Genomic DNA, 22,380 nt, shown 5'->3' on the forward strand with positions numbered 1-22,380 from the left:
CGGGCCCGGACGGCCCACCGGCCCGGAATTCCACCCGATCCGGTGAGCCGCCCGGCGGCGGGCAACGCCCGGGCTCAGGCCTCGACTTCGGCGGCCAGGTTGGCCAGGACGGTGTCGTAGATGCGGCCGAGGCCCTTGGGGGCGAAGGTGCGCTCGAAGAAGCCTCCGATGCCGCCGGCGCCGTTCCACACGGTGGTGACCACGGCCTTGGACTTGCCCTCGCCGGCCGGGGTGACCACCCAGGTGGTGACCATGGAGGAGTTGCGGTCCTTCTCCACCAGCTGACCGTCGGTGGGCTCGCTGACCTCGAGCAGGCAGTCCCGCACGCGCTTGCTGGTGGCCTGGAGCTTCCAGTGGACCAGGGTCCCCTCGCCGTCGCCGCCCTCGCGCACCTCGTACTCGCTGAAGTGCTCGGGCAGCAGCTTCCCGCGGGTCCCGGTGTAGTCCGCCAGCGCGTCGAACACGGTCTCCGCGTCGGCCGCGATGATCCGCTCCGTGGTGGCCTCGACCTGCGCCATAGCTGTTCCTCCAGCAGTTGTGATCGCTCGTCACGCCGAAGCCAACCACCTCCGGGGCGGTCGCCCAAATCCGCCGTCGACGAGCGCCCCGGCCGGAAGCCCCCCGCACGATCATGGGAACGTTTGTTCTATTCTCGGGGCCGACACCGAGGAGGCGCCATGCGCTGGGAGAATCTGACCGGGGGCCCGGGCGGCCCCGCCGCGCTGTTCGGGGCCGACGCCGTCGTGACGCGCACGATCGACACGCCCGAGTTCCGCGGGATCACCTTCCACGAGGTCCGGGCCCGCTCGATCGTCAACCGGGTGCCCGGGGCCTCGCGCATGCCGTTCGAATGGACCGTCAACCCCTACCGCGGGTGCAGCCACGCCTGCGTGTACTGCTTCGCCCGCAAGACCCACGGCTACCTGGACCTCGACACCGGCATCGGCTTCGACTCGCAGATCGTCGTCAAGACCAACGCCCCCGAACTGCTGCGCCGCGAGCTCGGCTCGAGCCGGTGGAGCGGCGCGCACATCGCCATGGGCACCAACGTCGACTGCTACCAGCGCGCCGAGGGCCGCTACCGGCTGATGCCCGGGATCATCGAGGCGCTGCGCGAGCGCGCCAACCCCTTCTCGATCCTCACCAAGGGCACGCTGATCCTGCGCGACCTGCCCCTCCTCCAGGAGGCCGCGGCGGTCACCGAGGTCGGGATCTCCGTCTCCGTCGGCTTCACGGACGCCGCCCTGTGGCGGACCGTGGAACCCGGGACGCCCTCCCCCGCCGCGCGGCTGAGCGCCGTGCGGACACTGACCGACGCCGGGATCGAGTGCGGTGTCCTGATGGCCCCGGTCATCCCCTTCCTCGGCGACGCGCCGGAGCAGCTGCGGGACACCGTCCGCGCCATCGCCCGGTCCGGCGCGACCTCCGTGACACCCCTGGTACTCCATCTGCGGCCCGGGGCGCGCGAGTGGTTCACGGCCTGGCTGGGCGCGCACCACCCGCACCTCGTGGAGCGGTACGAACGGATGTACGCGGGCGGCTCGTACGCGCCCACCTGGTACCAGCGGCAGATCACCCGCCAAGTCCACGAGCTGGCGGCGGAATTCGGCATCGGGCCGAGCGGGCGCGGGGCGGCCCGCCGGGTCGTCGTCCCCGAGCGGCCGGCGCCCGCCGCGCCCGCCCAGCTCACCCTCCTTTGACGCCCCTCACCCCCGAGAGGTCATCACATCGGGCCAATGGGCGGCCCAATCCCGCTTTCCGGGCGCGGTTTCCGGGACGATTCCGCCCAGAACCCTCGGCTGGGAGGCCCCATGCTCCACCCCTTGAAGAAGCGCGCCGCTGTCCTGCTGTCGATCTCGACCGTCGCGGCCGTCGCGTCCGGCCTCGCGAGCCCGGTCTCGGCCGCCCCGGCGGCCCCGGCGGCCCCGGCGGCCCCGGCGGCAGCCGTGCCGAAGCAGGCCCCGCTGCGCTGGACCGGCTGCGCGACCCCCCGCTACCCGACGCTCCAGTGCGCCTCCCTCAAGGTCCCCCTCGACCACGCCAAGCCCGCCGGACGCCAGATCTCCCTCGCCCTGACCCGCGTCCCGCACACCGCCGCCACCTCCGCCGGCCCCCTGCTGGTCAACCCGGGCGGCCCGGGCGGCAGCGGGCGTACCCTGGCGGGCTTCGTCGCCTCCGCCCTCCCCAAGGACGTGGCGGCCCGGTTCGACGTGATCGGCTTCGATCCACGGGGCGTCGGCAAGAGCGAGCCGGCCCTCGACTGCGGGTCGGGCCACTTCGCCCCGGTCCGGCCGGACTCCGTACCGGTGGACGCGGCGACCGAGCAGGCCAACCTGGACCGGGTGCGGTCCTTCGCCGAGTCCTGCCAGGCCGCGCACGGGGACGTGCTGCCGCACATCGGCACCGTCTCCGCGGCCCGCGACATCGAGCTGCTGCGCACGGCCCTCGGCGCGGAGCGGATCAGCTACTTCGGCTACTCGTACGGCACCTACCTGGGCGCGGTGTACGCCAAGCTGCACCCCCAGCGGGTGCACCGGCTCGTCCTGGACTCCGTGGTCGACCCGGGAGGCGTCTGGTACGAGGACAACCTCGCGCAGGACCGGGCCTTCGACTCCCGCCACAAGGCCTTCCTGGCCTGGGTGGCGAAGTACGACGCCACCTACGGGCTCGGCACCGGCGCGGCCGAGGTCGAGGGGCGCTGGTACGCCATGCGGGACGCGCTGCGACGGGCGCCCGCGGGCGGCAAGGTGGGTCCGGCGGAGCTGGAGGACACCTACATGCCCGGCGGGTACTTCAACGGCTACTGGCCGAGCCTGGCCGAGGCCTTCGCGGCCTACGCGGTGAAGAAGGACCCGAAGCCGCTGGTGGCCGCGTACGAGCGGTTCGGCGCGGTGGAGCCCTCCGCGGGCAACGGCTACAGCGTCTACACGGCGGTGCAGTGCCGGGACTCGGCCTGGCCGAAGGACTGGAACCAGTGGCGTGCGGACATGTGGCGCACGCACGCCGAGGCCCCGTTCATGACCTGGAACAACGCCTGGTACAACGCGCCGTGCGCGTTCTGGCCGACGGAGCCGCTCGAGGCCCCGGACGTGACCAACGCCGACCTGCCGCCCGCCCTCCTGCTCCAGGCGACGGACGACGCGGCGACCCCGTTCCAGGGGGCGCTCAGCATGCGGGAGAAGCTGAAGGGCGCGGCCCTGGTCGTCGAGGAGGGCGGCGGCAACCACGGGATCTCGCTCAGCGGCAACAAGTGCCTGGACGAGAAGGTCTCGGCGTACCTGAAGACGGGCCGGGCGGCGGACGCCAGCTGCCCCGCCCAGGAGGCCCCGAAGCCGACCGCGGCGACCCGTGCGGTCCCCTCCTCGGCCGGCGGCGCGGCCCTGCACGGGCTGCTCGGCTTCCGGGGCTGAGGGTCAGCCGGCCGGCAGCACCGCGAAGGCCTCCACCTCCAGCAGCAGTTCCGGCCGGAACAGGGCCGCGACCTGGACGGCCGAGGAGGCGGGCAGCCGGTCGGCGGGGATGACGGCGTCGCGCGCCTCCCGTACCGCGGGCAGGTGCGCGACGTCCGTGACGAAATAGGTCAGCTTCACGACGTCGTCGAAGGTCGCCCCGGCCGCGGCCAGGCAGCGCCGCAGGTTCTCGAAGACCTGGCGGGCCTGGGCGGCGGGGTCGCCCTCGCCGACGACCGCGCCCTTCTCGTCGAGGGCGCACTGCCCGGAGACGGCGACGAACCGCCCGGTGCCCATGACGACGTGCGCGTAGCCGGCGGCGGGGGCGACGCCCTCGGGCGCGGCTATGCGGGCGAGGCGGGTGCTCTGGTGATCGGTCATGGGCCGATCATGTCAGCCGAGCGCGCGCAGCGCGGCGGTGGCCGCGACCGCGAGGCGGGGGTGGGCCTGGGCGCGGGTCAGCAGTTCGCGGGCGCGCGGGTCGCCGAGGGCGCCGAGGCCCTCCACGCAGGCCAGGGCGACCCGCCAGTAGGGGTCGTGCGGGGAGAGCAGCCGGGACAGGGTCGCCATCAGGGCCGGGGCCGACTCCGGGGCGCGCAGGGCGGTGAGCAGGCGGACGGGCTGCAGGGCGTAGGCGGTGCGCAGGCCGTTGGTGGCGAGGGCGGCCGCCGCGCGGGCGGTGCGCGGGTCGCCGAGCACGGCCAGCGCCTCGGCGGCCGCGGCGCAGCGCGGCGGGTCGCGGTGGTTGAGCAGCAGCACGAGGGATTCGAAGGCGCGGCGGTCCCCGGCCAGACCCAGCCGGTACGCGGCCAGTTCGCGGGCCCACAGGGGCAGCCCGGCGGAGGTCAGGGCGGCCGCCAGGGCATCGGGGCCGGCGGCGAGCAGCGCCTCGTACTCCGGGTACTCCGGGGAACCGGTGGCTTCCGCCCGCAGGCGCTCCAGCACGTCGTTCACGCGGCCACCCTAGGGGGCCGAGGAGGCCGCCACGGCCCGTTCTCGGCGATTGATGATCGATGATCGATGATCGGTACATTTGGGCGGTACAGGTCACATCTCCGCGCTCTGGCGCACCAGTTACCGGCGGGTTACTGTCGCTTCCATACGTACGAGGGCGGCCTGGTGACGCAGCCGCCCCGTGCCGGTCGGTTCTGCACGACTCCACGGCGCCCCCGGGACAGGGTCTCCGCCGCTTTTCCGCTCCGCGGGCACGGCCCTTCGGGCGCCTGCCCCGGGCCACCTGCTTCCGGGCGTCCGCCTCCGGGCCTGCGCCCCACGGGCATCTGCTCGCGGGCTCCTTCCCGCTGGCTTCCTCCGCACGGTTCCGCCTGGTCTTCCGTACGGCATCCGCGCGCGGTGTGCGCCGCGCGCCCCCTCAGTCGTCACCCTCATCCACTGGAGTCCCTCGATGGACCGTCAGTCCAGTCACCCCACCCTCCAGACCATCGCCGTCGTCGGACTCGGCACGATGGGCACCGGCATCGCCGAGGTCCTCGCCCGCGCCGGCCGCGAGGTCATCGGCATCGACATCAGCGAGACCGCCGCCCGCCGTGCCGCGGACGCGCTCGCGGCGGCCACCGGGCGCTCCGTCACCCGGGAGCGCCTCACCGAGCAGGAGCGGGCGGACGTGCTCGCCCGCTTCCGCACCTTCACCGAGCTGGGCGCCGCCGCCGAGGCCGATCTCGTCATCGAGGTCGTGCCGGAGTCGTACGAGCTCAAGCAGCAGGTATTCCGCGAGCTCGACGCGATCGTCCGGCCCGACACGATCCTGGCCACCGGCACCAACGCCCTGTCGGTGACCCGGCTCGCCGCCGAGTCGCAGCACCCCGAGCGCGTGGTGGGCCTGCACTTCTTCAACCCGGCCCCGGCGATGAAGCTGGTCGAGGTCGTCTCCAGCGTGCTGACCGCCCCGTCGGCCGTCGAGGCCGTCACCGAGCTGGCCCGCGCGCTCGGCAAGGAGCCCGTCGCGGTCGGCGACCGGCCCGGATTCGTCGCCGACGGCCTGCTGTTCGGCTACCTCAACCAGGCCGCGGCCATGTACGAGGCGAAGTACGCCTCCCGCGAGGACATCGACGCGGCGATGCGGCTCGGCTGCGGCCTGCCCATGGGTCCGCTCGCGCTGCTCGACCTGATCGGCGTGGACACCGCGCGCACCGTCCTGGAGGCCATGTACACCTCCTCCGGTGACCGGCTGCACGCTCCGGCGCCGATCCTGGGCCACCTCGCGGAGGCCGGGCTGACCGGCCAGAAGGCCGGGCGCGGCTTCTACACCTACGAGGCACCGGGCAGCTCCACGATCGTCCGCGACGCCCTGACCCCCCTGGACGGGGCCCGCCTCGGCGAGGGGCGGCCGGTCACCTCGGTCGGCGTGGCCGGCTCCGGCACCATGGCGAGCGGGATCGCGCAGGTCTTCGCGCAGTCCGGCTTCGACGTGGTGCTGGCCGCCCGCAGCCAGGAGAAGGCGGAGGCGGCGAAGGCCGCGATCGGCAAGTCCTTGGGCCGTGCGGTGTCCAAGGGCCGGCTGACCGAGGAGGCCGCCGCGCAGACCCTGGGCCGGATCACCCCGGCCGGTTCGCTGGACGCCTTCGCCGAGGTGGACCTGGCCGTGGAGGCCGTGGCCGAGGACCTCGCGGTCAAGCAGGAGCTGTTCGCGGCCCTCGACAAGGTCTGCAAGCCGGGCGCCGTGCTGGCGACGACCACCTCCTCGCTGCCGGTGATCGCGGTGGCCCGCGCGACCTCGCGCCCGCAGGACGTGATCGGCATGCACTTCTTCAACCCGGCTCCGGCGATGAAGCTGGTCGAGGTGGTCCGCACGGTCCTGACGGCCGACGACGTGCACGCCACGGTCCGCGAGGTCTGCGTCAAGGTGCGCAAGCACCCGGTGGACTGCGGCGACCGGGCCGGCTTCATCGTGAACGCCCTGCTGTTCCCGTACCTCAACAACGCGATCAAGATGGTCGAGCAGCACTACGCGAGCCTCGACCAGATCGACGCGGCGATGAAGCTGGGCGGCGGGTACCCGATGGGACCCTTCGAGCTCCTCGACGTGGTCGGCCTCGATGTCTCGCTGGCCATCGAGAAGGTCCTCCACCAGGAGTTCCGCGACCCGGGCCTGGCCCCGTCCCCGCTGCTCGAGCACCTGGTGGCGGCGGGCTGCCTGGGCCGGAAGACCGGCCGCGGATTCCGTGAGTACGCCCGCCGGTAAGCCCCGGCCGGGCCACGAGCCGGATGCGTGGGGAGGGCTCCTCGGGCCCTCCGCACCCTCACGGTGGGCGAACCCTCCCGACGAGCACTGTGTGCCCAGTGCCGGTCCTCCCCCGCATCCACCCCCGTCCCACCCCCCTCGGGCGCACGCCGCCGCGCAGATGAAGTACGTTCGCTCTATGTCCCAGCCCGCCAAGACCTCGTCCCGCGCCGCCGCGGCCTCCGACCCACAGGAGAGCACGGCCGGCACCAAGGCGGCCGCACAGCGGCTCAAGATGCGCCGCGAGCTCGCCGCGGCCGCGATGGAGCTGTTCGCGACCAAGGGGTACGAGGCGACGACGGTCGACGAGATCGCCGCGACCGCGGGAGTGGCGCGGCGGACCTTCTTCCGGCACTTCCGGTCCAAGGAAGAGGCGATCTTCCCGGACCACGACGACACCCTGACCCGCGCCGAGGCCGTCCTCGACGCGGCCCCGGCGCACGAGCACCCGCTCGACACGGTGTGCCGCGGGATCAAGGAAGTCATGAAGATGTACGCCGCCTCGCCGGCGGTGTCGGTGGAGCGCTACCGGCTGACCCGCGAGGTGCCGGCGCTGCGGGAGCGGGAGATCGCCTCCGTGGCCCGCTACGAGCGGCTGTTCACCCGCTACCTGCTCGCCCACTTCGACGAGCAGGACCACCACGACGGCAACGACGACCCGCTGCTGGCCGAGGTGGCCGCCTCCGCGGTGGTGACCGCCCACAACCACGTGCTGCGGCGCTGGCTGCGGGCGGGCGGCCAGGGGGACGTGGAGGCGCAGCTGGACCACGCCTTCGCGATCGTGCGCAAGACCTTCGGCACGGGGATCGGCGCGGGCCGGACCCTGAACCCCACGGCGCCCGCCGCGCCGGCCGCGGTCCGCACGCAGGGCGAGGTGCTGGTGGCGGTGGCCCGGACGGACGCCCCGCTGGACGAGGTCATGCGGACCATCGAAGAGGCACTGCGCACCACGTAGTCCGGCAGGCAGCACCGCGCGATCCTCGTCACACAGGGCCGCCCCCGATCCGGGGGCGGCCCTGTTGTTTGTCCGGCTTGCCCCTACTCGCGGGTAACTCTGATCGATCATCGCTCATCGGTGCAGGTCAATCGGCAAATGAGAGAAAGTTTTGGCACGCGGTGCCTTGCCGGGTGACACGGGGTGCCATACGTTGAATCTCGTCCGGATGTCCCCGCGGCCCACGCCCACTCGGCACGGAACGCGCCCCGGATGCCTGCGTCACCAGGCCCCGCACGCCCCACCACAGGCGTCGCCAGCACCACTGCACCAGCCGGACCGACGGCACACCCGCACCCGTTCCACGCACCGTTCACCTCAGCGCACCCTCATCAGCGCTAGCCGGAGGCTCTACCGTGAAGGACATCCTGGACGCGATCCAGTCGCAGGCCGCTACGGCCGCCGACTTCGCGGCCCTGCCGCTCCCCGACTCGTACCGCGCGATCACCGTGCACAAGGACGAGGCGGAGATGTTCGCCGGGCTCACCACCCGCGAGAAGGACCCGCGCAAGTCCCTGCACCTGGACCAGGTTCCGCTGCCGGAACTCGGCCCGGGCGAGGCCCTGGTGGCCGTCATGGCCTCCTCGGTCAACTACAACTCCGTGTGGACCTCGATCTTCGAGCCGGTGTCCACGTTCAGCTTCCTGGAGCGCTACGGGCGCCTGTCGGAGCTCAGCAAGCGCCACGACCTGCCGTACCACATCATCGGCTCGGACCTCGCGGGCGTCGTGCTGCGCACCGGCCCGGGCGTCAACGCCTGGAACCCGGGCGACGAGGTCGTCGCGCACTGCCTCTCGGTCGAGCTGGAGTCCTCCGACGGCCACAACGACACGATGCTCGACCCGGAGCAGCGCATCTGGGGCTTCGAGACCAACTTCGGCGGCCTGGCGGAGATCGCCCTCGTCAAGTCCAACCAGCTGATGCCGAAGCCGGACCACCTCAGCTGGGAGGAGGCCGCCTCCCCCGGCCTGGTCAACTCCACCGCCTACCGCCAGCTGGTCTCCCGCAACGGCGCCGGCATGAAGCAGGGCGACAACGTCCTGATCTGGGGCGCCAGCGGCGGCCTCGGCTCCTACGCCACCCAGTTCGCGCTGGCCGGCGGCGCCAACCCGATCTGCGTGGTCTCCAGCCCCGAGAAGGCGGACATCTGCCGCTCGATGGGCGCGACGGCGGTCATCGACCGCAACGCCGAGGGCTACAAGTTCTGGAAGGACGAGCACACCCAGGACCCGAAGGAGTGGAAGCGCTTCGGCAAGCGCATCCGCGAGCTGACCGGCGGCGAGGACATCGACATCGTCTTCGAGCACCCGGGCCGCGAGACCTTCGGCGCCTCCGTGTACGTCACCCGCAAGGGCGGCACGATCACCACCTGCGCCTCGACCTCCGGCTACATGCACGAGTACGACAACCGCTACCTGTGGATGTCGCTGAAGCGGATCATCGGCTCGCACTTCGCGAACTACCGCGAGGCCTGGGAGGCCAACCGGCTGATCGCCAAGGGCAAGATCCACCCCACCCTGTCGAAGGTCTACTCCCTGGAGGAGACCGGCCAGGCCGCGTACGACGTCCACCGCAACCTCCACCAGGGCAAGGTCGGCGTCCTGGCGCTGGCTCCCGAGGAGGGTCTGGGCGTCCGCGACCACGAACTGCGCGCCCAGCACATCGACGCCATCAACCGGTTCCGCAACATCTGAAGTCCGCAGAGGATCGCCTGAGATGACAGAGCGCCAGAAGGACAGGCCGTGGCTCATGCGGACGTACGCCGGCCACTCCACGGCCGAGGCGTCCAACGAGCTGTACCGCCGCAACCTCGCCAAGGGCCAGACCGGCCTGTCGGTCGCCTTCGACCTGCCGACGCAGACCGGCTACGACCCCGACCACGTCCTCGCCCGCGGCGAGGTGGGCCGGGTCGGGGTCCCCGTCTCCCATCTGGGCGACATGCGGCGGCTGTTCCAGGACATCCCCCTGGAGCAGATGAACACCTCGATGACGATCAACGCCACCGCCATGTGGCTGCTGGCGCTCTACCAGGTGGCCGCCGAGGAGCAGGGCGCGGACATATCCCGGCTCCAGGGCACCACCCAGAACGACATCGTCAAGGAGTACCTCTCGCGCGGGACGCACGTCTTCCCGCCGGGACCCTCGCTCCGCCTGACGACGGACATGATCGCGTACACGGTCAACCACATCCCGAAGTGGAACCCGATCAACATCTGCAGCTACCACCTGCAGGAGGCGGGAGCCACCCCGGTCCAGGAGATCTCGTACGCGATGTCCACCGCGATCGCGGTGCTGGACTCGGTGCGCGACTCGGGCCAGGTGCCCGAGGAGCGCTTCGGGGAGGTGGTCGCCCGTATCTCCTTCTTCGTGAACGCGGGCGTCCGCTTCATCGAGGAGATGTGCAAGATGCGCGCCTTCGGCCGCATCTGGGACCAGGTCACCCGGGAGCGCTACGGCATCGAGAACGAGAAGCAGCGCCGCTTCCGTTACGGGGTCCAGGTCAACTCCCTCGGTCTGACCGAGGCGCAGCCGGAGAACAACGTCCAGCGCATCGTGCTCGAGATGCTGGCCGTCACCCTCTCCAAGGACGCCCGCGCCCGCGCGGTGCAGCTGCCCGCCTGGAACGAGGCGCTGGGCCTGCCCCGGCCCTGGGACCAGCAGTGGTCGCTGCGCATCCAGCAGGTCCTGGCGCACGAGAGCGACCTGCTGGAGTACGAGGACATCTTCGCCGGATCGCACGTCATCGAGGCCAAAGTCGACTCCCTGGTCGCCGACTGCCTGGCCGAGATCGACCGGATCCAGGAGATGGGCGGCGCGATGGCCGCCGTCGAGTCCGGGTACCTGAAGTCCCAGCTGGTCTCCTCGCACGCCGAACGGCGGGCGCGGATCGAGGCCGGCGAGGACAAGATCGTCGGTGTGAACTGCTTCCAGCAGACCGAGGAGAACCCGCTCACGGCCGACCTGGACGGCGCCATCATGACGGTCGACCCGGCGGTGGAGGCGCTCACCGTCGAGCGCATCGCCCGCTGGCGGGCCGAGCGGCAGGAGTCCTCGGACCGGCAGGGGGGCGGCGACCCGTTCGTCTTCCCCACCACCCGGCAGGCCCTGGAGCGCCTCAAGGAGGCCGCGGCGGGGACCGAGAACCTGATGGAAGCCACCCTGGAGTGCGCCCGTGCGGGTGTCACCACCGGCGAGTGGGCGAGCGCGCTGCGCGAGGTCTTCGGCGAGTTCCGTGCTCCGACCGGGGTCTCCTCGGCCCCGGTGGCGGTCACCGCCGAGCCCGGCACGCCGATGCACGAGGTCCGCGAGAAGGTGGCCCGCACGGCCGACGAGCTCGGCACGGGCCGGCTGCGCCTGCTGGTCGGCAAGCCCGGCCTGGACGGGCACTCCAACGGCGCCGAGCAGATCGCCGTGCGGGCCCGCGACGCCGGATTCGAGGTGGTCTACCAGGGCATCCGGCTGACGCCCGAGGAGATCTCCTCCGCGGCGCTGGCCGAGGACGTGCACTGCGTGGGACTGTCCATCCTGTCCGGCTCCCACAGCGCACTCGTCCCGGACGTCCTGGAGCGGCTGCGCGCGGCGGGGGCGGGTGACATTCCCGTCATCGTCGGAGGCATCATTCCGAACGCGGATGCAGTTGCGCTCAAGGCAGCCGGTGTGGCCGCCGTCTTCACGCCGAAGGACTTCGGCATCACGGAGATCATCGGACGTATCGTCGACGAGATCCGCAAAGCCAACAAGCTCGCCCCTCTCGAAATCGTTGCAAGCACGGAGGTCCCCGCATGACCACGCCTGTCCACCCGGTGAACCGCCTTCGCCCGCGTCGCTCCTGCCTCGCGGTACCGGGTTCGAACCCGCGCTTCCTGGAGAAGGCCCAGGGCCTGCCGGCCGACCAGGTCTTCCTGGACCTGGAGGACGCCTGCGCGCCGCTCGCCAAGGAAGGCGCCCGCCACACGATCGTGGACGCGCTGAACAACGGTGACTGGACGGGCAAGACCCGCGTCGTGCGCGTCAACGACTGGACCACGCACTGGACGTACCGCGACGTCGTCACGGTCGTGGAGGGCGCCGGCCAGAACCTCGACTGCATCATGCTGCCGAAGGTCCAGGACGCCCAGCAGGTCGTGGCCCTGGACCTCCTGCTCACGCAGATCGAGAAGACCATGGGCTTCGAGGTCGGCAAGATCGGCATTGAGGCGCAGATCGAGAACGCCAAGGGCCTCGTGAACGTCGACGAGATCGCCGCCGCCTCCCCGCGGCTGGAGACGATCATCTTCGGCCCGGCGGACTTCATGGCCTCCATCAACATGAAGTCGCTGGTCGTGGGCATGCAGCCGCCCGGCTACGGCGCGGACGCCTACCACTACATCCTGATGCGGATCCTGATGGCGGCCCGCATGCACGACCTCCAGGCGATCGACGGCCCCTTCCTCCAGATCCGCGACGTGGACGCGTACCGCGAGGTGGCCGGCCGGGCGGCGGCGCTGGGCTTCGACGGCAAGTGGGTGCTGCACCCGGGCCAGGTCGACGCGGCGAACGAGGTCTTCTCCCCCTCGCAGGAGGACTACGACCACGCCGAGCTGATCCTGGACGCGTACGACTGGTGCACGTCCGAGGCCGGCGGCAAGAAGGGCTCGGCGATGCTCGGCGACGAGATGATCGACGAGGCCAGCCGCAAGATGGCCCTGGTCATCGCGGGCAAGGGCCGCGCGGCCGGTATGCAGCGCACCAGCAAGTTCGAGATCCCGGAGGCCTGACCGCCATGCAGTTCGGACGCACGTACGAAGAGTTCGAGGTCGGGGCGGTCTACAAGCACTGGCCCGGGAAGACGGTCACGGAGTACGACGACCACCTCTTCTGTCTGCTGACCATGAACCACCACCCGCTCCACATGGACAGCAACTACGCCGAGAACACGACCGACTTCGGCAAGAACGTGGTCGTGGGCAACTACATCTACTCGCTGCTGCTCGGCATGTCCGTGCCGGACGTCTCCGGCAAGGCCATCGCCAACCTGGAGATCGAGTCCCTGCGGCACGTGGCGCCGACCTTCCACGGCGACACCATCTACGGCGAGACCACGGTCCTCGACAAGACCCCGTCGAAGTCGAAGAACGACCGCGGCATCGTCTACGTCGAGACCAAGGGCTACAAGCAGGACGGCACCCTGGTCTGCGTCTTCCGGCGCAAGGTGATGGTCCCGACCGAGACGTACATCAAGGAGCGCGGCGGCGAACAGCCCGGCCGCCCGCAGCTGAAGGAACAGGGGAAGTAGCCATGGCCCGACTCGCCCAGACCGCCGGGCTCACGGACGTCCAGCGGGAGATCCTCAAGACCGTCCGGGAGTTCGTCGACAAGGAGATCATTCCGGTCGCGACCGAGCTCGAGCACCGTGACGAGTACCCGCAGCAGATCGTCGACGGCCTCAAGGAGCTCGGCCTCTTCGGCCTGATGATCCCGGAGGAGTACGGCGGTCTGGGTGAGTCGCTCCTCACCTACGCACTGTGCGTCGAGGAGATAGCGCGGGGCTGGATGTCCGTCTCGGGCATCATCAACACGCACTTCATCGTGGCGTACATGCTCAAGCAGCACGGCACGCAGGAGCAGAAGGACCACTTCCTGCCCCGCATGGCTCTGGGCGAGGTGCGCGGCGCGTTCTCGATGTCCGAGCCGGCGCTCGGCTCCGATGTGTCGGCCATCACGTCCAAGGCGGTGAAGGACGGCGACGAGTACGTCCTGAACGGCCAGAAGATGTGGCTGACGAACGGCGGCAGCTCCACCCTGGTGGCCGTTCTGGTGCGAAGTGACGAAGGACACCCCGAGGGCACGGCGCCCCACAAGTCGATGACGACCTTCCTCGTCGAGAAGGAGCCGGGCTTCGGTGAGGTCCGTCCGGGCCTGACCATCCCCGGCAAGATCGACAAGATGGGCTACAAGGGCGTCGACACGACCGAGCTCATCATGGACGGACTGCGCATTCCGGCCAATCGGGTCCTCGGCGGCCAGACGGGCCGAGGATTTTACCAAATGATGGACGGGGTGGAGGTCGGCCGCGTCAACGTGGCGGCCCGTGGCTGCGGCGTCGCTCAGCGTGCTTTCGAGCTCGGTGTCTCGTATGCCCAGCAACGTCACACTTTCGGCAAGGCGATCGCCGAGCACCAGGCCATCCAGTTCAAGCTGGCCGAGATGGCTACCAAGGTCGAAGCCGCCCATGCGATGATGGTGAACGCAGCACGCAAAAAGGACTCCGGGGAACGAAACGACCTCGAAGCAGGGATGGCGAAGTACCTCGCCTCCGAGTACTGCAAGGAGGTGGTGGAGGACGCCTTCCGTATCCACGGTGGTTACGGCTTCTCCAAGGAGTACGAGATCGAGCGCCTCTACCGGGAGGCCCCGATGCTGCTCATCGGTGAAGGTACCGCCGAGATCCAGAAAATGATCATCGGGCGACGCCTGCTCGAGGAGTACCGACTCCAGGGCTGAATGTCCCTTTTGCGGCGGATCATCCACCGATTCGCCGCAGAAGAGTCACTAGCAGTCACTGGCTGACGGACATCGACTCGGCTTCTGGCTTGCCCAGTTGTTGCGCGCAACCGATAGCATTCCAGTAAAGCCGCCGTCCCGTCCCCCCGTTTGCGGCGCGGCAATCACCCGCTACGAAGGTCATCCATGCCCCACAGCCAAACCTCTGCACCTCGCGACAGCCTCCTTGGCGTACGCCTCGCGCGCGGAGCATCGCCGTGGCTTCTGCCGACCCTCGCCACCGCGGCGCTCAGCCTCACCCGGGCTCGCAAGTCCGGGCGCTGGGCCGCGGCGGCCGTGCCCACCACCGCGCTCGCGGCGGGCATGCTGTGGTTCTTCCGCGACCCCGAGCGCGAGATCGCCCAGGGCCGTGTCATCTCGCCCGCCGACGGTGTGGTGCAGAGCATCATGCCGTGGAAGGACGGCCGGACCCGGGTCGCGATCTTCATGAGCCCGCTGAACGTCCACGTCAACCGCGCGCCCCTCGCGGGCACGGTGACGTCCGTGGAGCACGTCCCCGGCGGATTCGTCCCGGCGTTCAACAAGGAGAGCGAGAACAACGAGCGCGTTGTCTGGCACTTCGACACCGAGCTCGGTGACATCGAAATGGTGCAGATCGCCGGCGCAGTCGCCCGGCGCATCGTTCCGTACCTGCCGGCCGGCACCAAGGTCGAGCAGGGCGAACGCATCGGTCTGATCCGCTTCGGCTCCCGCGTCGACATCTACCTCCCCGAGGGCGTCGAGGTCGCGGTCGAGGTCGGTCAGGCCACCACCGCGGGGGTGACACGAATTGACCGTGACTGACCCTGAGACTCCGGCAGCCGGCTGGGTGCCCGAGCCCGCCGAGGAGGTGTCCGCCGAGGACGACATGCCGCTCTCGCTGCGGCTGTCGATAGCGGACACCCTCACCCTCGGCAACGCGACGTGCGGATTCATGGCGGTGTACTTCACCACCACCGGGATCCTCATCCCGCACCTCACCGGCAGTGGCGAGTCGGGCATGGCCCGCAACAGCGCCGCGACGGCAGTGATACTGATGCTGCTCGCCGCGGTCTTCGACCTCTTCGACGGCATCGTGGCCCGCAAGCTGCGCAGCTCGCCGATGGGCGCCGAGCTGGACAACCTGTCCGACCTGATCAGCTTCGGCCTGGCTCCCGCGTACTTCGTGCTCGTCTACGGCATGGTCGCCGACGACGCGGTGCAGAAGATGTCGGCGCTGGCCGCGATCGTGGTGCTGCTGGCCGTGGTGCTCAGACTCGCGAGATTCAGCTGCGTGACGATGAAGGACGGCATGTTCCAGGGCATGCCGAGCCCCTTCGGCGCGCTGACGGTCGTCTCGATCGTCCTGCTGGAGCTTCCGTTCGTCCCGACGCTGCTGGCGATCATCGGGGTGGCGTGGCTCATGGTGAGCCGGGTCGAGTACCCCAAGCCGCGGGGTGTCCTCGCGGTGGCGATGCTCTGCTGGATCATCGGTGCGATGGGGCTGCTGGCGGCCTGGGCGTTCGACGCCCCGGGCGGTCAGCTGCTGCTCCAGACCGGCTGTGCGCTGCAGATCGCAATGGCGGCGACGATCCCGCTGTTCGCGACGACCCGGCGGGCGAACACCTTCCGGCACAACCGCCGCGAGGCCCGCGCCACGACGCTGCGCTGAGCTTGACGTGGGAGAGGGCCCCGGATGCCGATGGCATCCGGGGCCCTCTTTTCGTCGTATGCGGTGGTCCGCGCCGGCCGCCCCGGGCTGCGCCCGGGCTTGGGGCTCCGCCCCGGACCTGGTGCCTCAGCCGGCGGGGGTGTAGGTCTGCGCCGCAGGCACGACGGCGGGTTCCTTGACCACCTTGAGGCCGCCCGGGGTCTGCTCGTCCGGTTTCATGATCACGCTCTGGCGCGTGGAGGGGGCCTTCGGGTCGGAGAAGTCGTGGGTGATGCCGAAACCGCTGTCGTAGGACTTCAGGGTCAGCAGGGCCTTGCCGACCCCCTCGCGGGTGAGGTCCTTCTCGGCGCAGGCCTTCTTCAGGGCCTCGCCGTAGACCGCCGCGGCCGTGTAGCCGGCCACCACGCCGTTGTCGAGGCCCGCGCCCGGATAGGCCTCCTTGTACGCCGCGGCCAGGGCCGCCGGGCCCGCGGCGGGGGAGCCGATCGGCAGGCTGGACGCCGCGACGTAGTAGTCCTTCTGGAGGGCCGCGCCCGCGGGGGTGGCGAGCAGCTGGGGGGAGAAGGCGGAGTTGTTGCCGACCACGGGGACGTTCCAGCCGCCGGCGGCGGCGACCCCGACCAGCGAGGCCGCCTGCCGGGGCCCCGCACTGATCACCACGGCCTTCACCCCGGCCTGCTTGAGCGCCGCGACCTGGGCGGACATGTCGTTGTCGGTGGGCTTGATCTTCTGCTCGACCACGGTGAGCCCGGCCTCCTTGGCCGCGTGCTTGGCCCCGGCCAGTGCGTTCTCGCCGTAGTCCCCCTCGAAGTACACGTGCCCGATCTTGTCCCCGGAGGCGATGCGCTTCTGTTCGAGGAGGTAGCCGATGGCGTTGACCGTCTCGATGTCGTACGTGGCCCCCACCGTGCGGATGGCCGGGCTCCCCAGCAGCGAGGCGGACCAGGCCTGCGGGATGACCAGCCCCTTGTCCTGGCCGTCGATGCGGTCCTTGGCGGCGGCGACGAACGGGGAGCCGATGAACTGGGCGAAGCCGAGCACCTCCGGTTCCAGCTCGGTGTAGCCGGCGAGGGCCTTCTGCGGGTCGTAGCCGTGGTCGCGGACCGTCAGCTCCAGCTGCCGGCCGCAGATGCCGCCCGCGGCGTTGGCCTGCTCGATCCAGAGCTGCTGGGCCTGTGTGACGCTCTTGCCGAGCGAGGCGTAGACGCCGGTCATGTCGGTGAGGGCGCCGAGCCGGATGGAGGTGGCGGTGACCCCTTTGCCGGCCTTGACCCCGCCCTCGCCCTGCTTGTCCTCGGTGCCGGTGCCGGCCTTGCCGCTGCATCCGGCGGCGCCGGCGAGGAGGAGCGCGGCCGCCAGGGCCGCCGTACCGAGTCGTGCTCGCTTGTCCGTGCCGGGTCTGATCACGCTGGCTCCTTCGGGGGTCGGATCCGGGCGATGCCGCCCGGGAGGAACAGGACGACGGCGACGACGGCCGCGCCGTACAGGTAGCGCGACGCCTCTCCCGGGGAGACCCCGCCGGCGCCGGGGGCGGCGACGAGCGGGAGGGCGTCGCTGTATCGGGTGAGCAGTTGGGGCAGCAGGGAGACGAACGCGGCGCCGATGACGGCGCCCGCCACCGTGCCCAGACCCCCGATCACGATGATGGCGAGGTACTCGAGGGACAGGACCATGCCGAAGTAGTCGGGCACGGTGCGCTGGAAGACCAGGGCCAGCAGGACGCCCGCCAGGCCCGCGTACATGGAGGACAGGACGAAGACGGCGGCGCGGTAGCGGGCCACGGGCACGCCCATGACGCCGGCGGCGATGGAGTGGTCGCGGATGGCGTTCATGGCGCGGCCCGGGCGCCCGCGCAGGACGCCGCGGGCGAAGAGGGCGCAGGCCAGGAGCGCGGCGAGGGCGAGGTACCAGAGCTTCTCGGCGGACTGGAAGGGGACGGCGGCGATCACGGTCTCGGTGTCGTCGAAGGTGATTCCGAGGAGGGAGAGCGGTTCGACGGCGCGGCCGTTGAAGCCGCCGGTGAGCGGGGTCGCGTTGAACAGGACGTGCTGCCCGATGAAGATCAGCGCGAGGGTGGCGATGCCGAGGTAGGCGCCGCGCAGCCGGCCGGCGATGGGGCTGAAGAGACCTCCGGCGGCTCCCGCGAGGCCGACGGCGAGCACGGCCGCCAGCCAGCTGGGCAGGCCGAGGCCGACGAGCTCGTGGCCGCCGGATCGTCCGCCGTCCCCGGCCAGCGCGCAGTACCCGTACGCCCCCACGGCGAGGAAGAAGGCGTGTCCCATGGACAGCTGGCCGGTGGCGCCGGTGAGCAGGTTGAGGCCGATGGCCCCGATGGCCGCGGCGATGGCGAACAGCCCGGCCTGGAGCCAGGACCGTTCCAGGTAGAAGGGCAGCGCGAGGAGCACGACGGCCCCGGCGGTCCACAGGACCGCGCGCTTCGGGACCGCGCGCTTCGGGATCGGGCGGCGCAGGGCCGGGTGGCGCAGGGCCTGGTGGCTCGGGGTCGGGTGGCTCGGGGTCGGGGTGTCAGACACGGGCGGGCTCCTTCGTGCCGAAGAGGCCCGCCGGGCGCAGGAGCAGCACCGCGACCATGACCAGGTACGGGGCGAGGTCGCCGATCCCGCGGCCGAGGAAGGCGAGCTGGCCCTGGTATCCGGTGGCCATGGCCTCGGTGACGCCGACGATGAGGCCGCCCGCCAGGGCTCCGGTGGTGGAGTCGAGGCCGCCGAGGATGGCCGCCGGGAAGGCCTTGAGGGCGGCCAGTGAGGTGGCCCGTTCCAGGCCGGGGGTCGGGAAGACGGTGAGGAAGAGCGCCGCCACGGCGGCCAGGGCCCCGGCAACCGCCCACGCCGCGAGGGAGACCCGGCCCAGCCGGACGCCCATCAGCGCGGCCGTCTCCGGCTTCTCCGCGGCGGCGCGCATGGCCACCCCCCAGGCCGTGTACCGGAACAGCATCAGGAACGCGCCGATCAGGACGGTGGCGGAGACGAAGGCCGCGATGCGGGTCTGCGGGAGGGTGAGCGGGCCGAGGTGGACCACGGCGTCGCCCCAGGGGTCGCCGAGGGCGAGTACGTCCGTACCGATGCGACGGGTGAGGTCGGTGGTGAGCAGGATGTCCACGCCGATGGTGACGATGGCGAGGACGCTCTGGTCCTGGCCGCGGTAGCGGCGCATGACCAGGAACTCCACCGCGGCGCCGACCGCGGCGGCGGCGCCGGTGCCCGCGGCCAGCGCGGGCCAGAAGCCGATGTCGTCGTGCAGGACGGCGGTGACCCAGCCGCCGGCCAGGAGGAGCGAGGCGTGGGCGAAGTTGACGACCTCGGTGGCCTTGAAGATGACCACGAAGCCGAGGGCGATCAGGGCGTACACGGAGCCCATGGACAGTCCGCCGAGCAGCAGTTCCAGGAAGGTGGTCACGCGGCCGGTTCCTCCTCTCCGAGGTAGGCGCGGACGACCACCGGGTCGCTCTGCACCTGGGCGGGGGTCCCGCCGCCGATCCGTCTGCCGAAGTCGAGTACGGTCACCGCGTCCGCGAGCCGCATCACCACCCCCATGTCGTGTTCGACCAGCACGATCGAGATGCCGAGGCCGCTGCGGACGCCGGCGATGACGGCTGCGGTGCGCCGGCGTTCGTCGGCGGTCATTCCGGCAACCGGTTCGTCCAGGAGGAGCAGCCGGGGCTCCATGCACAGGGCCCGGGCCAGCTCGACGAGCTTCTGCTTCCCGTACGGGAGCGAGCCGGCGGGCGCGGCCAGGTCGGACTCCAGGCCGACGAAGGCGGCGATCTCGCGGACCCGTTCGCGGTGCCGGCGGTCCTCGCGGACGGCGGCGGGGAGCCGGAGCCCGGCCGCGAGGAATCCGGAGCGCATCAGCCGGTGGCGGCCGAGCAGCAGGCTGTCGGCGACCGTGGTGTGCGGGGGCAGGGCCAGGTTCTGGAAGGTGCGGGCGATGCCGAGACCGGCGACGGCGTGCGGGGCGAGGCCGGTGAGCTCGTCGGCGCCGAAGCGGACACTGCCCGAGGCGGCGCGGTAGACCCCGGACAGCACGTTGAAGCAGGTGGACTTGCCGGCGCCGTTGGGGCCGATGACGGCGTGCAGGCTGCCGGGCTCGACGGTGAAGGAGACGCCGTCGAGGGCGGTGAGCCCGGCGAAGCGGACCGTGACGTCGGTGACGGTGAGCGGTGGCGTCGCCCGCCCGTCGGCGGCGTGGAGCGCCGTCATGCGGACCACCTGCCCAGCGTGCGGGTCTCCGACGGGGCCGGGGCGGCCTCGTCCGTGATGCCGAGGTAGCGGCGGCGCACCTCGTCCGAGGCGGCCAGTTCGGCCGCCGGGCCGGACAGGGTGACCTCGCCGACCTCCAGGACGTAGGCGTGGGAGGCCAGCCGGAGCGCGAGGGCCGCGTTCTGCTCGACCAGCAGCACCGAGGTGCCGGAGGCGTTGATCTCGGTGATGGTCGCGGCGATCGTCGCGGCCATCTTCGGCGCCAGGCCCAGGGAGGGCTCGTCCAGGAGGAGCAGCCGGGGGCGGGCCATCAGGGCCCGGCCGAGGGCCAGCATCTGCTGCTCGCCCCCGGAGAGCAGGCCCGCCCGCTGCCGGGAGCGCTTGGCGAGGACCGGGAAGAGCTCGTGGACGCGGGCCAGCGAGCGGGCGGTGTCGGACCGGGAGCCGGCCCGGGCCCCCAGAGTGCCCGCCCGCAGGTTGTCCGCGACGCTCATCCGGGCGAACACCTGCCGCCCTTCGGGGACTTGCACCACTCCGGCGGCCACCGCCCGGGCCGGGGCCAGTCCGTCCAGCGGCACGCCGTCGAAGGTCACGCTTCCGCCGGTGACGGCGCCGCGGTGGAAGGCGAGCGTGCGGGACACCGCCCGCAGCAGGGTCGTCTTTCCCGCGCCGTTCCCGCCGAGTACGACGACCACGGCGCCCTCGGGTACGTCGAGCGACACGGCGCGCAGCGCCCGGACCGGCCCGTAGCCGACGGACAGCTCGCGCACTTGGAGCGAAGCCACTTCCCCTCCCCCTGCCAGGCCCTGTTCGGGCGTTGTGCTGGCGCACAGACCAGCACCGGGCGGGACGGCCGTCCACGCCCCGAAGCGGAATCGCTGCCGATGACCAGCCGGGGGTGGGGTCCGGTTGTGCAACGGCACAGACCTCGGTACGGGGCCCCTTACGCCGGCGGCCCGCGGATGACATCCTCAGCGGCCATGGGCGGACGCAGGGCGCGTACGGAAGCGGAGTGGTCGGTGCTGCTGACGGCGGCCGAGGTGCTGCTGGAGCGCGTCCCCGAGCTGACCGAGCGGCTGATCGGTGATCTGGCGCAGCACTCGCCGCTGTACGACCTGGTGGTGCCGCGGGACGAGCACTGGCAGCAGATCAGCGAGGCCATGCGGTACGGCATCGAGGCCTTCGCCGCTCGCCGCTCGGACACGCGCAAGGACCTCGTGTACGCGGAGGAGCTGGGGCGGCGCCGGGCTGAACAGGGGCTGCCGCTGGACCTTTTGCTGTACGCGTACCGGCGGGCGGGGCGGCTGACGTGGGACGTGCTGCTGGACATCGTGACCGAGGAGGACCCGGACGCCCTGCCGGTGCTGGCGCGGACGGCCGGGGCGATGTGGGCCGGGATCGAGCAGCAGGCCGCGACGACGGCCGAGGCGTACCGGGCGGGCGAGCGGGAGATGCGGCGGCGCAGCGACGAGCGGGTGCAGGCCCTGCTGGACGCGCTGCTCCAGGGGGACGCGGCGCCGGGCCTTGCGGCGCGGGCGGCAGCGGGGCTGGACCTGCCGGAGCAGGGGCGGTACGCGGTGGTCGTGCTCCCCGTGGACCGGCGGGATTCGGTGCACCGGGTGGCGGCGGTGGGCGGGATGCGGCTCTTCTGGCGCATGCGGGCGGAGCAGGAACTGGCCGTGGTGGCCCTCGGGTCGTGTTCCCCGGATGAACTGGCGGCGGAGCTGGCCGACCGGTGCCACGGGCCCGGCGGGATCAGCCCGGTGGTGGACGGGCTGGCGGAGCTGGGCCGGGCGCGGCGGCTGGCGGAGACGGCGCTGGCCACCTGCGGGGCGGAGGAGCGCGGGCTGGTCCGGCTGTCGGAGCGGCTGCCGGCCGCGCTGGTGGTGGGGCAGCCGGAGCTCGCGGGGGAGCTGGTCCAGGCGGTCCTGGGGCCGCTGCTGGGGCTGGACCCGGCGGACCGGGCGCTGCTGTTGGAGACCCTCGACGCGTGGCTCGCGGCGGAGGGCTCCGCCGGGCGGGCGGCGAGCCGGCTGTACTGCCACCGCAATACGGTGTTCAACCGGTTGCGGCGGCTGGAGCACCTGACCTCGCGGTCCCTGTCGCGGCCCCACGACCTGGTCGCGCTGACCCTGGCCCGCGACGCCCACCGCCTCTCGGCGACTCCGACCCCCTGACCCGGGTCCGGCCCCGCGGCGCGCGCCGGCGGGGCATGATTCAGCCCCGCCGGGGCGCGGGGTGCGGGGCAGAGCCCCGGGCGTAGGCTTGATGTCGGAAAATCGCCAGCCGTCGGGGATCTCGCC

The 22,380-nt window shown here is 71.7% G+C and carries 20 protein-coding genes; 12 read left to right on the top strand and 8 right to left on the bottom strand.

Translation table 11 applies throughout. From position 1 onward, the window contains the following. Window positions 1–74 precede the first annotated feature (74 nt). A complete protein-coding gene (locus AB0D44_RS25095; protein WP_362594894.1) occupies window positions 75–518 on the bottom strand; it encodes an SRPBCC family protein in 444 nt (147 codons plus the stop codon). Between the two features lie 159 nt (window positions 519–677). Between AB0D44_RS25095 and AB0D44_RS25100 the strand changes: the two genes are divergently transcribed. Further along, the gene (locus AB0D44_RS25100; protein WP_362594896.1) at window positions 678–1,700 is read left to right on the top strand and encodes an Rv2578c family radical SAM protein; all 1,023 of its coding nucleotides are present in this window, start codon (window positions 678–680) and stop codon (window positions 1,698–1,700) included. A gap of 111 nt (window positions 1,701–1,811) precedes the next feature. Beyond that, entirely contained in the window at window positions 1,812–3,410 is a 1,599-nt protein-coding gene (locus AB0D44_RS25105; protein ID WP_362594898.1) for an alpha/beta hydrolase, read from the top strand. A gap of 3 nt (window positions 3,411–3,413) precedes the next feature. Here AB0D44_RS25105 and AB0D44_RS25110 read toward each other — a convergent pair whose 3' ends face one another. Together AB0D44_RS25110 and AB0D44_RS25115 are read right to left on the bottom strand one after the other, a co-directional pair. Beyond that, window positions 3,414–3,830, bottom strand: coding sequence for a RidA family protein (locus tag AB0D44_RS25110; protein ID WP_362594900.1), 417 nt, complete (start codon window positions 3,828–3,830; stop codon window positions 3,414–3,416). 12 nt (window positions 3,831–3,842) lie between these two features. Next, window positions 3,843–4,403 carry an adenylosuccinate lyase gene (locus AB0D44_RS25115; protein WP_362594902.1) on the bottom strand — a complete coding sequence of 187 codons (561 nt, stop codon included), beginning with the start codon at window positions 4,401–4,403 and terminating at the stop codon, window positions 3,843–3,845. Between the two features lie 451 nt (window positions 4,404–4,854). On the opposite strand from AB0D44_RS25115, the gene AB0D44_RS25120 reads away from it, so the two are divergent. The 9 genes from AB0D44_RS25120 (at window position 4,855) to pssA (ending at window position 15,857) form a co-directional block, all read left to right on the top strand. Further along, complete coding sequence (locus AB0D44_RS25120; RefSeq protein ID WP_362594904.1) at window positions 4,855–6,651, top strand: 3-hydroxybutyryl-CoA dehydrogenase; 1,797 nt, start codon at window positions 4,855–4,857, stop codon at window positions 6,649–6,651. A 178-nt stretch (window positions 6,652–6,829) separates the two neighbouring features. After that, a complete protein-coding gene (locus AB0D44_RS25125) occupies window positions 6,830–7,645 on the top strand; it encodes a TetR family transcriptional regulator (protein ID WP_362594906.1) in 816 nt (271 codons plus the stop codon). A gap of 395 nt (window positions 7,646–8,040) precedes the next feature. Continuing rightward, the gene (ccrA, locus tag AB0D44_RS25130) at window positions 8,041–9,378 is read left to right on the top strand and encodes a crotonyl-CoA carboxylase/reductase (RefSeq protein WP_362594907.1); all 1,338 of its coding nucleotides are present in this window, start codon (window positions 8,041–8,043) and stop codon (window positions 9,376–9,378) included. Window positions 9,379–9,400: 22 nt separating this feature from the next. Continuing rightward, window positions 9,401–11,470, top strand: a complete 2,070-nt coding sequence (locus tag AB0D44_RS25135; protein ID WP_362594909.1) for a protein meaA — start codon at window positions 9,401–9,403, stop codon at window positions 11,468–11,470. Further along, window positions 11,467–12,441, top strand: coding sequence for a CoA ester lyase (locus AB0D44_RS25140; protein ID WP_362594911.1), 975 nt, complete (start codon window positions 11,467–11,469; stop codon window positions 12,439–12,441). The genes AB0D44_RS25135 and AB0D44_RS25140 overlap by 4 nt, the downstream gene beginning before the upstream one ends. 5 nt (window positions 12,442–12,446) lie before the next feature. Further along, entirely contained in the window at window positions 12,447–12,959 is a 513-nt protein-coding gene (locus tag AB0D44_RS25145; RefSeq protein ID WP_030155134.1) for a MaoC family dehydratase, read from the top strand. 2 nt (window positions 12,960–12,961) lie between these two features. Beyond that, complete coding sequence (locus AB0D44_RS25150) at window positions 12,962–14,167, top strand: acyl-CoA dehydrogenase family protein (protein WP_031158096.1); 1,206 nt, start codon at window positions 12,962–12,964, stop codon at window positions 14,165–14,167. A 186-nt stretch (window positions 14,168–14,353) separates the two neighbouring features. After that, entirely contained in the window at window positions 14,354–15,010 is a 657-nt protein-coding gene (locus AB0D44_RS25155; protein ID WP_362594913.1) for a phosphatidylserine decarboxylase, read from the top strand. Next, entirely contained in the window at window positions 15,003–15,857 is an 855-nt protein-coding gene (gene pssA / locus AB0D44_RS25160) for a CDP-diacylglycerol--serine O-phosphatidyltransferase (RefSeq protein WP_362594915.1), read from the top strand. The genes AB0D44_RS25155 and pssA overlap by 8 nt, the downstream gene beginning before the upstream one ends. A gap of 126 nt (window positions 15,858–15,983) precedes the next feature. Here the strand turns inward: pssA and AB0D44_RS25165 are convergent, their stop codons facing one another. The 5 genes from AB0D44_RS25165 to AB0D44_RS25185 are packed head-to-tail and all read right to left on the bottom strand — an operon-like array spanning window position 15,984 to window position 20,862. Continuing rightward, window positions 15,984–17,216, bottom strand: a complete 1,233-nt coding sequence (locus AB0D44_RS25165) for an ABC transporter substrate-binding protein (RefSeq protein ID WP_362594957.1) — start codon at window positions 17,214–17,216, stop codon at window positions 15,984–15,986. Between the two features lie 44 nt (window positions 17,217–17,260). Then, on the bottom strand, window positions 17,261–18,328 hold the full coding sequence (locus tag AB0D44_RS25170; protein ID WP_362594958.1) for a branched-chain amino acid ABC transporter permease: 1,068 nt from the start codon (window positions 18,326–18,328) through the stop codon (window positions 17,261–17,263). Between the two features lie 55 nt (window positions 18,329–18,383). After that, a complete protein-coding gene (locus tag AB0D44_RS25175; RefSeq protein ID WP_362594917.1) occupies window positions 18,384–19,274 on the bottom strand; it encodes a branched-chain amino acid ABC transporter permease in 891 nt (296 codons plus the stop codon). Then, a complete protein-coding gene (locus tag AB0D44_RS25180; RefSeq protein WP_362594919.1) occupies window positions 19,271–20,077 on the bottom strand; it encodes an ABC transporter ATP-binding protein in 807 nt (268 codons plus the stop codon). The genes AB0D44_RS25175 and AB0D44_RS25180 overlap by 4 nt, the downstream gene beginning before the upstream one ends. Next, window positions 20,074–20,862: an ABC transporter ATP-binding protein gene (locus AB0D44_RS25185; RefSeq protein ID WP_362594921.1), complete on the bottom strand. Its 789-nt coding sequence runs from the start codon at window positions 20,860–20,862 to the stop codon at window positions 20,074–20,076. Before AB0D44_RS25185 ends, AB0D44_RS25180 begins: the two co-directional genes overlap by 4 nt. Before the next feature lie 195 nt (window positions 20,863–21,057). Between AB0D44_RS25185 and AB0D44_RS25190 the strand changes: the two genes are divergently transcribed. Then, the gene (locus AB0D44_RS25190) at window positions 21,058–22,254 is read left to right on the top strand and encodes a helix-turn-helix domain-containing protein (RefSeq protein WP_362594923.1); all 1,197 of its coding nucleotides are present in this window, start codon (window positions 21,058–21,060) and stop codon (window positions 22,252–22,254) included. The last annotated feature ends 126 nt before the right edge of the window (window positions 22,255–22,380 follow it).

The sequence above is a fragment of the Streptomyces sp. NPDC048349 genome (assembly GCF_040651925.1).
Classification (GTDB): domain Bacteria; phylum Actinomycetota; class Actinomycetes; order Streptomycetales; family Streptomycetaceae; genus Streptomyces.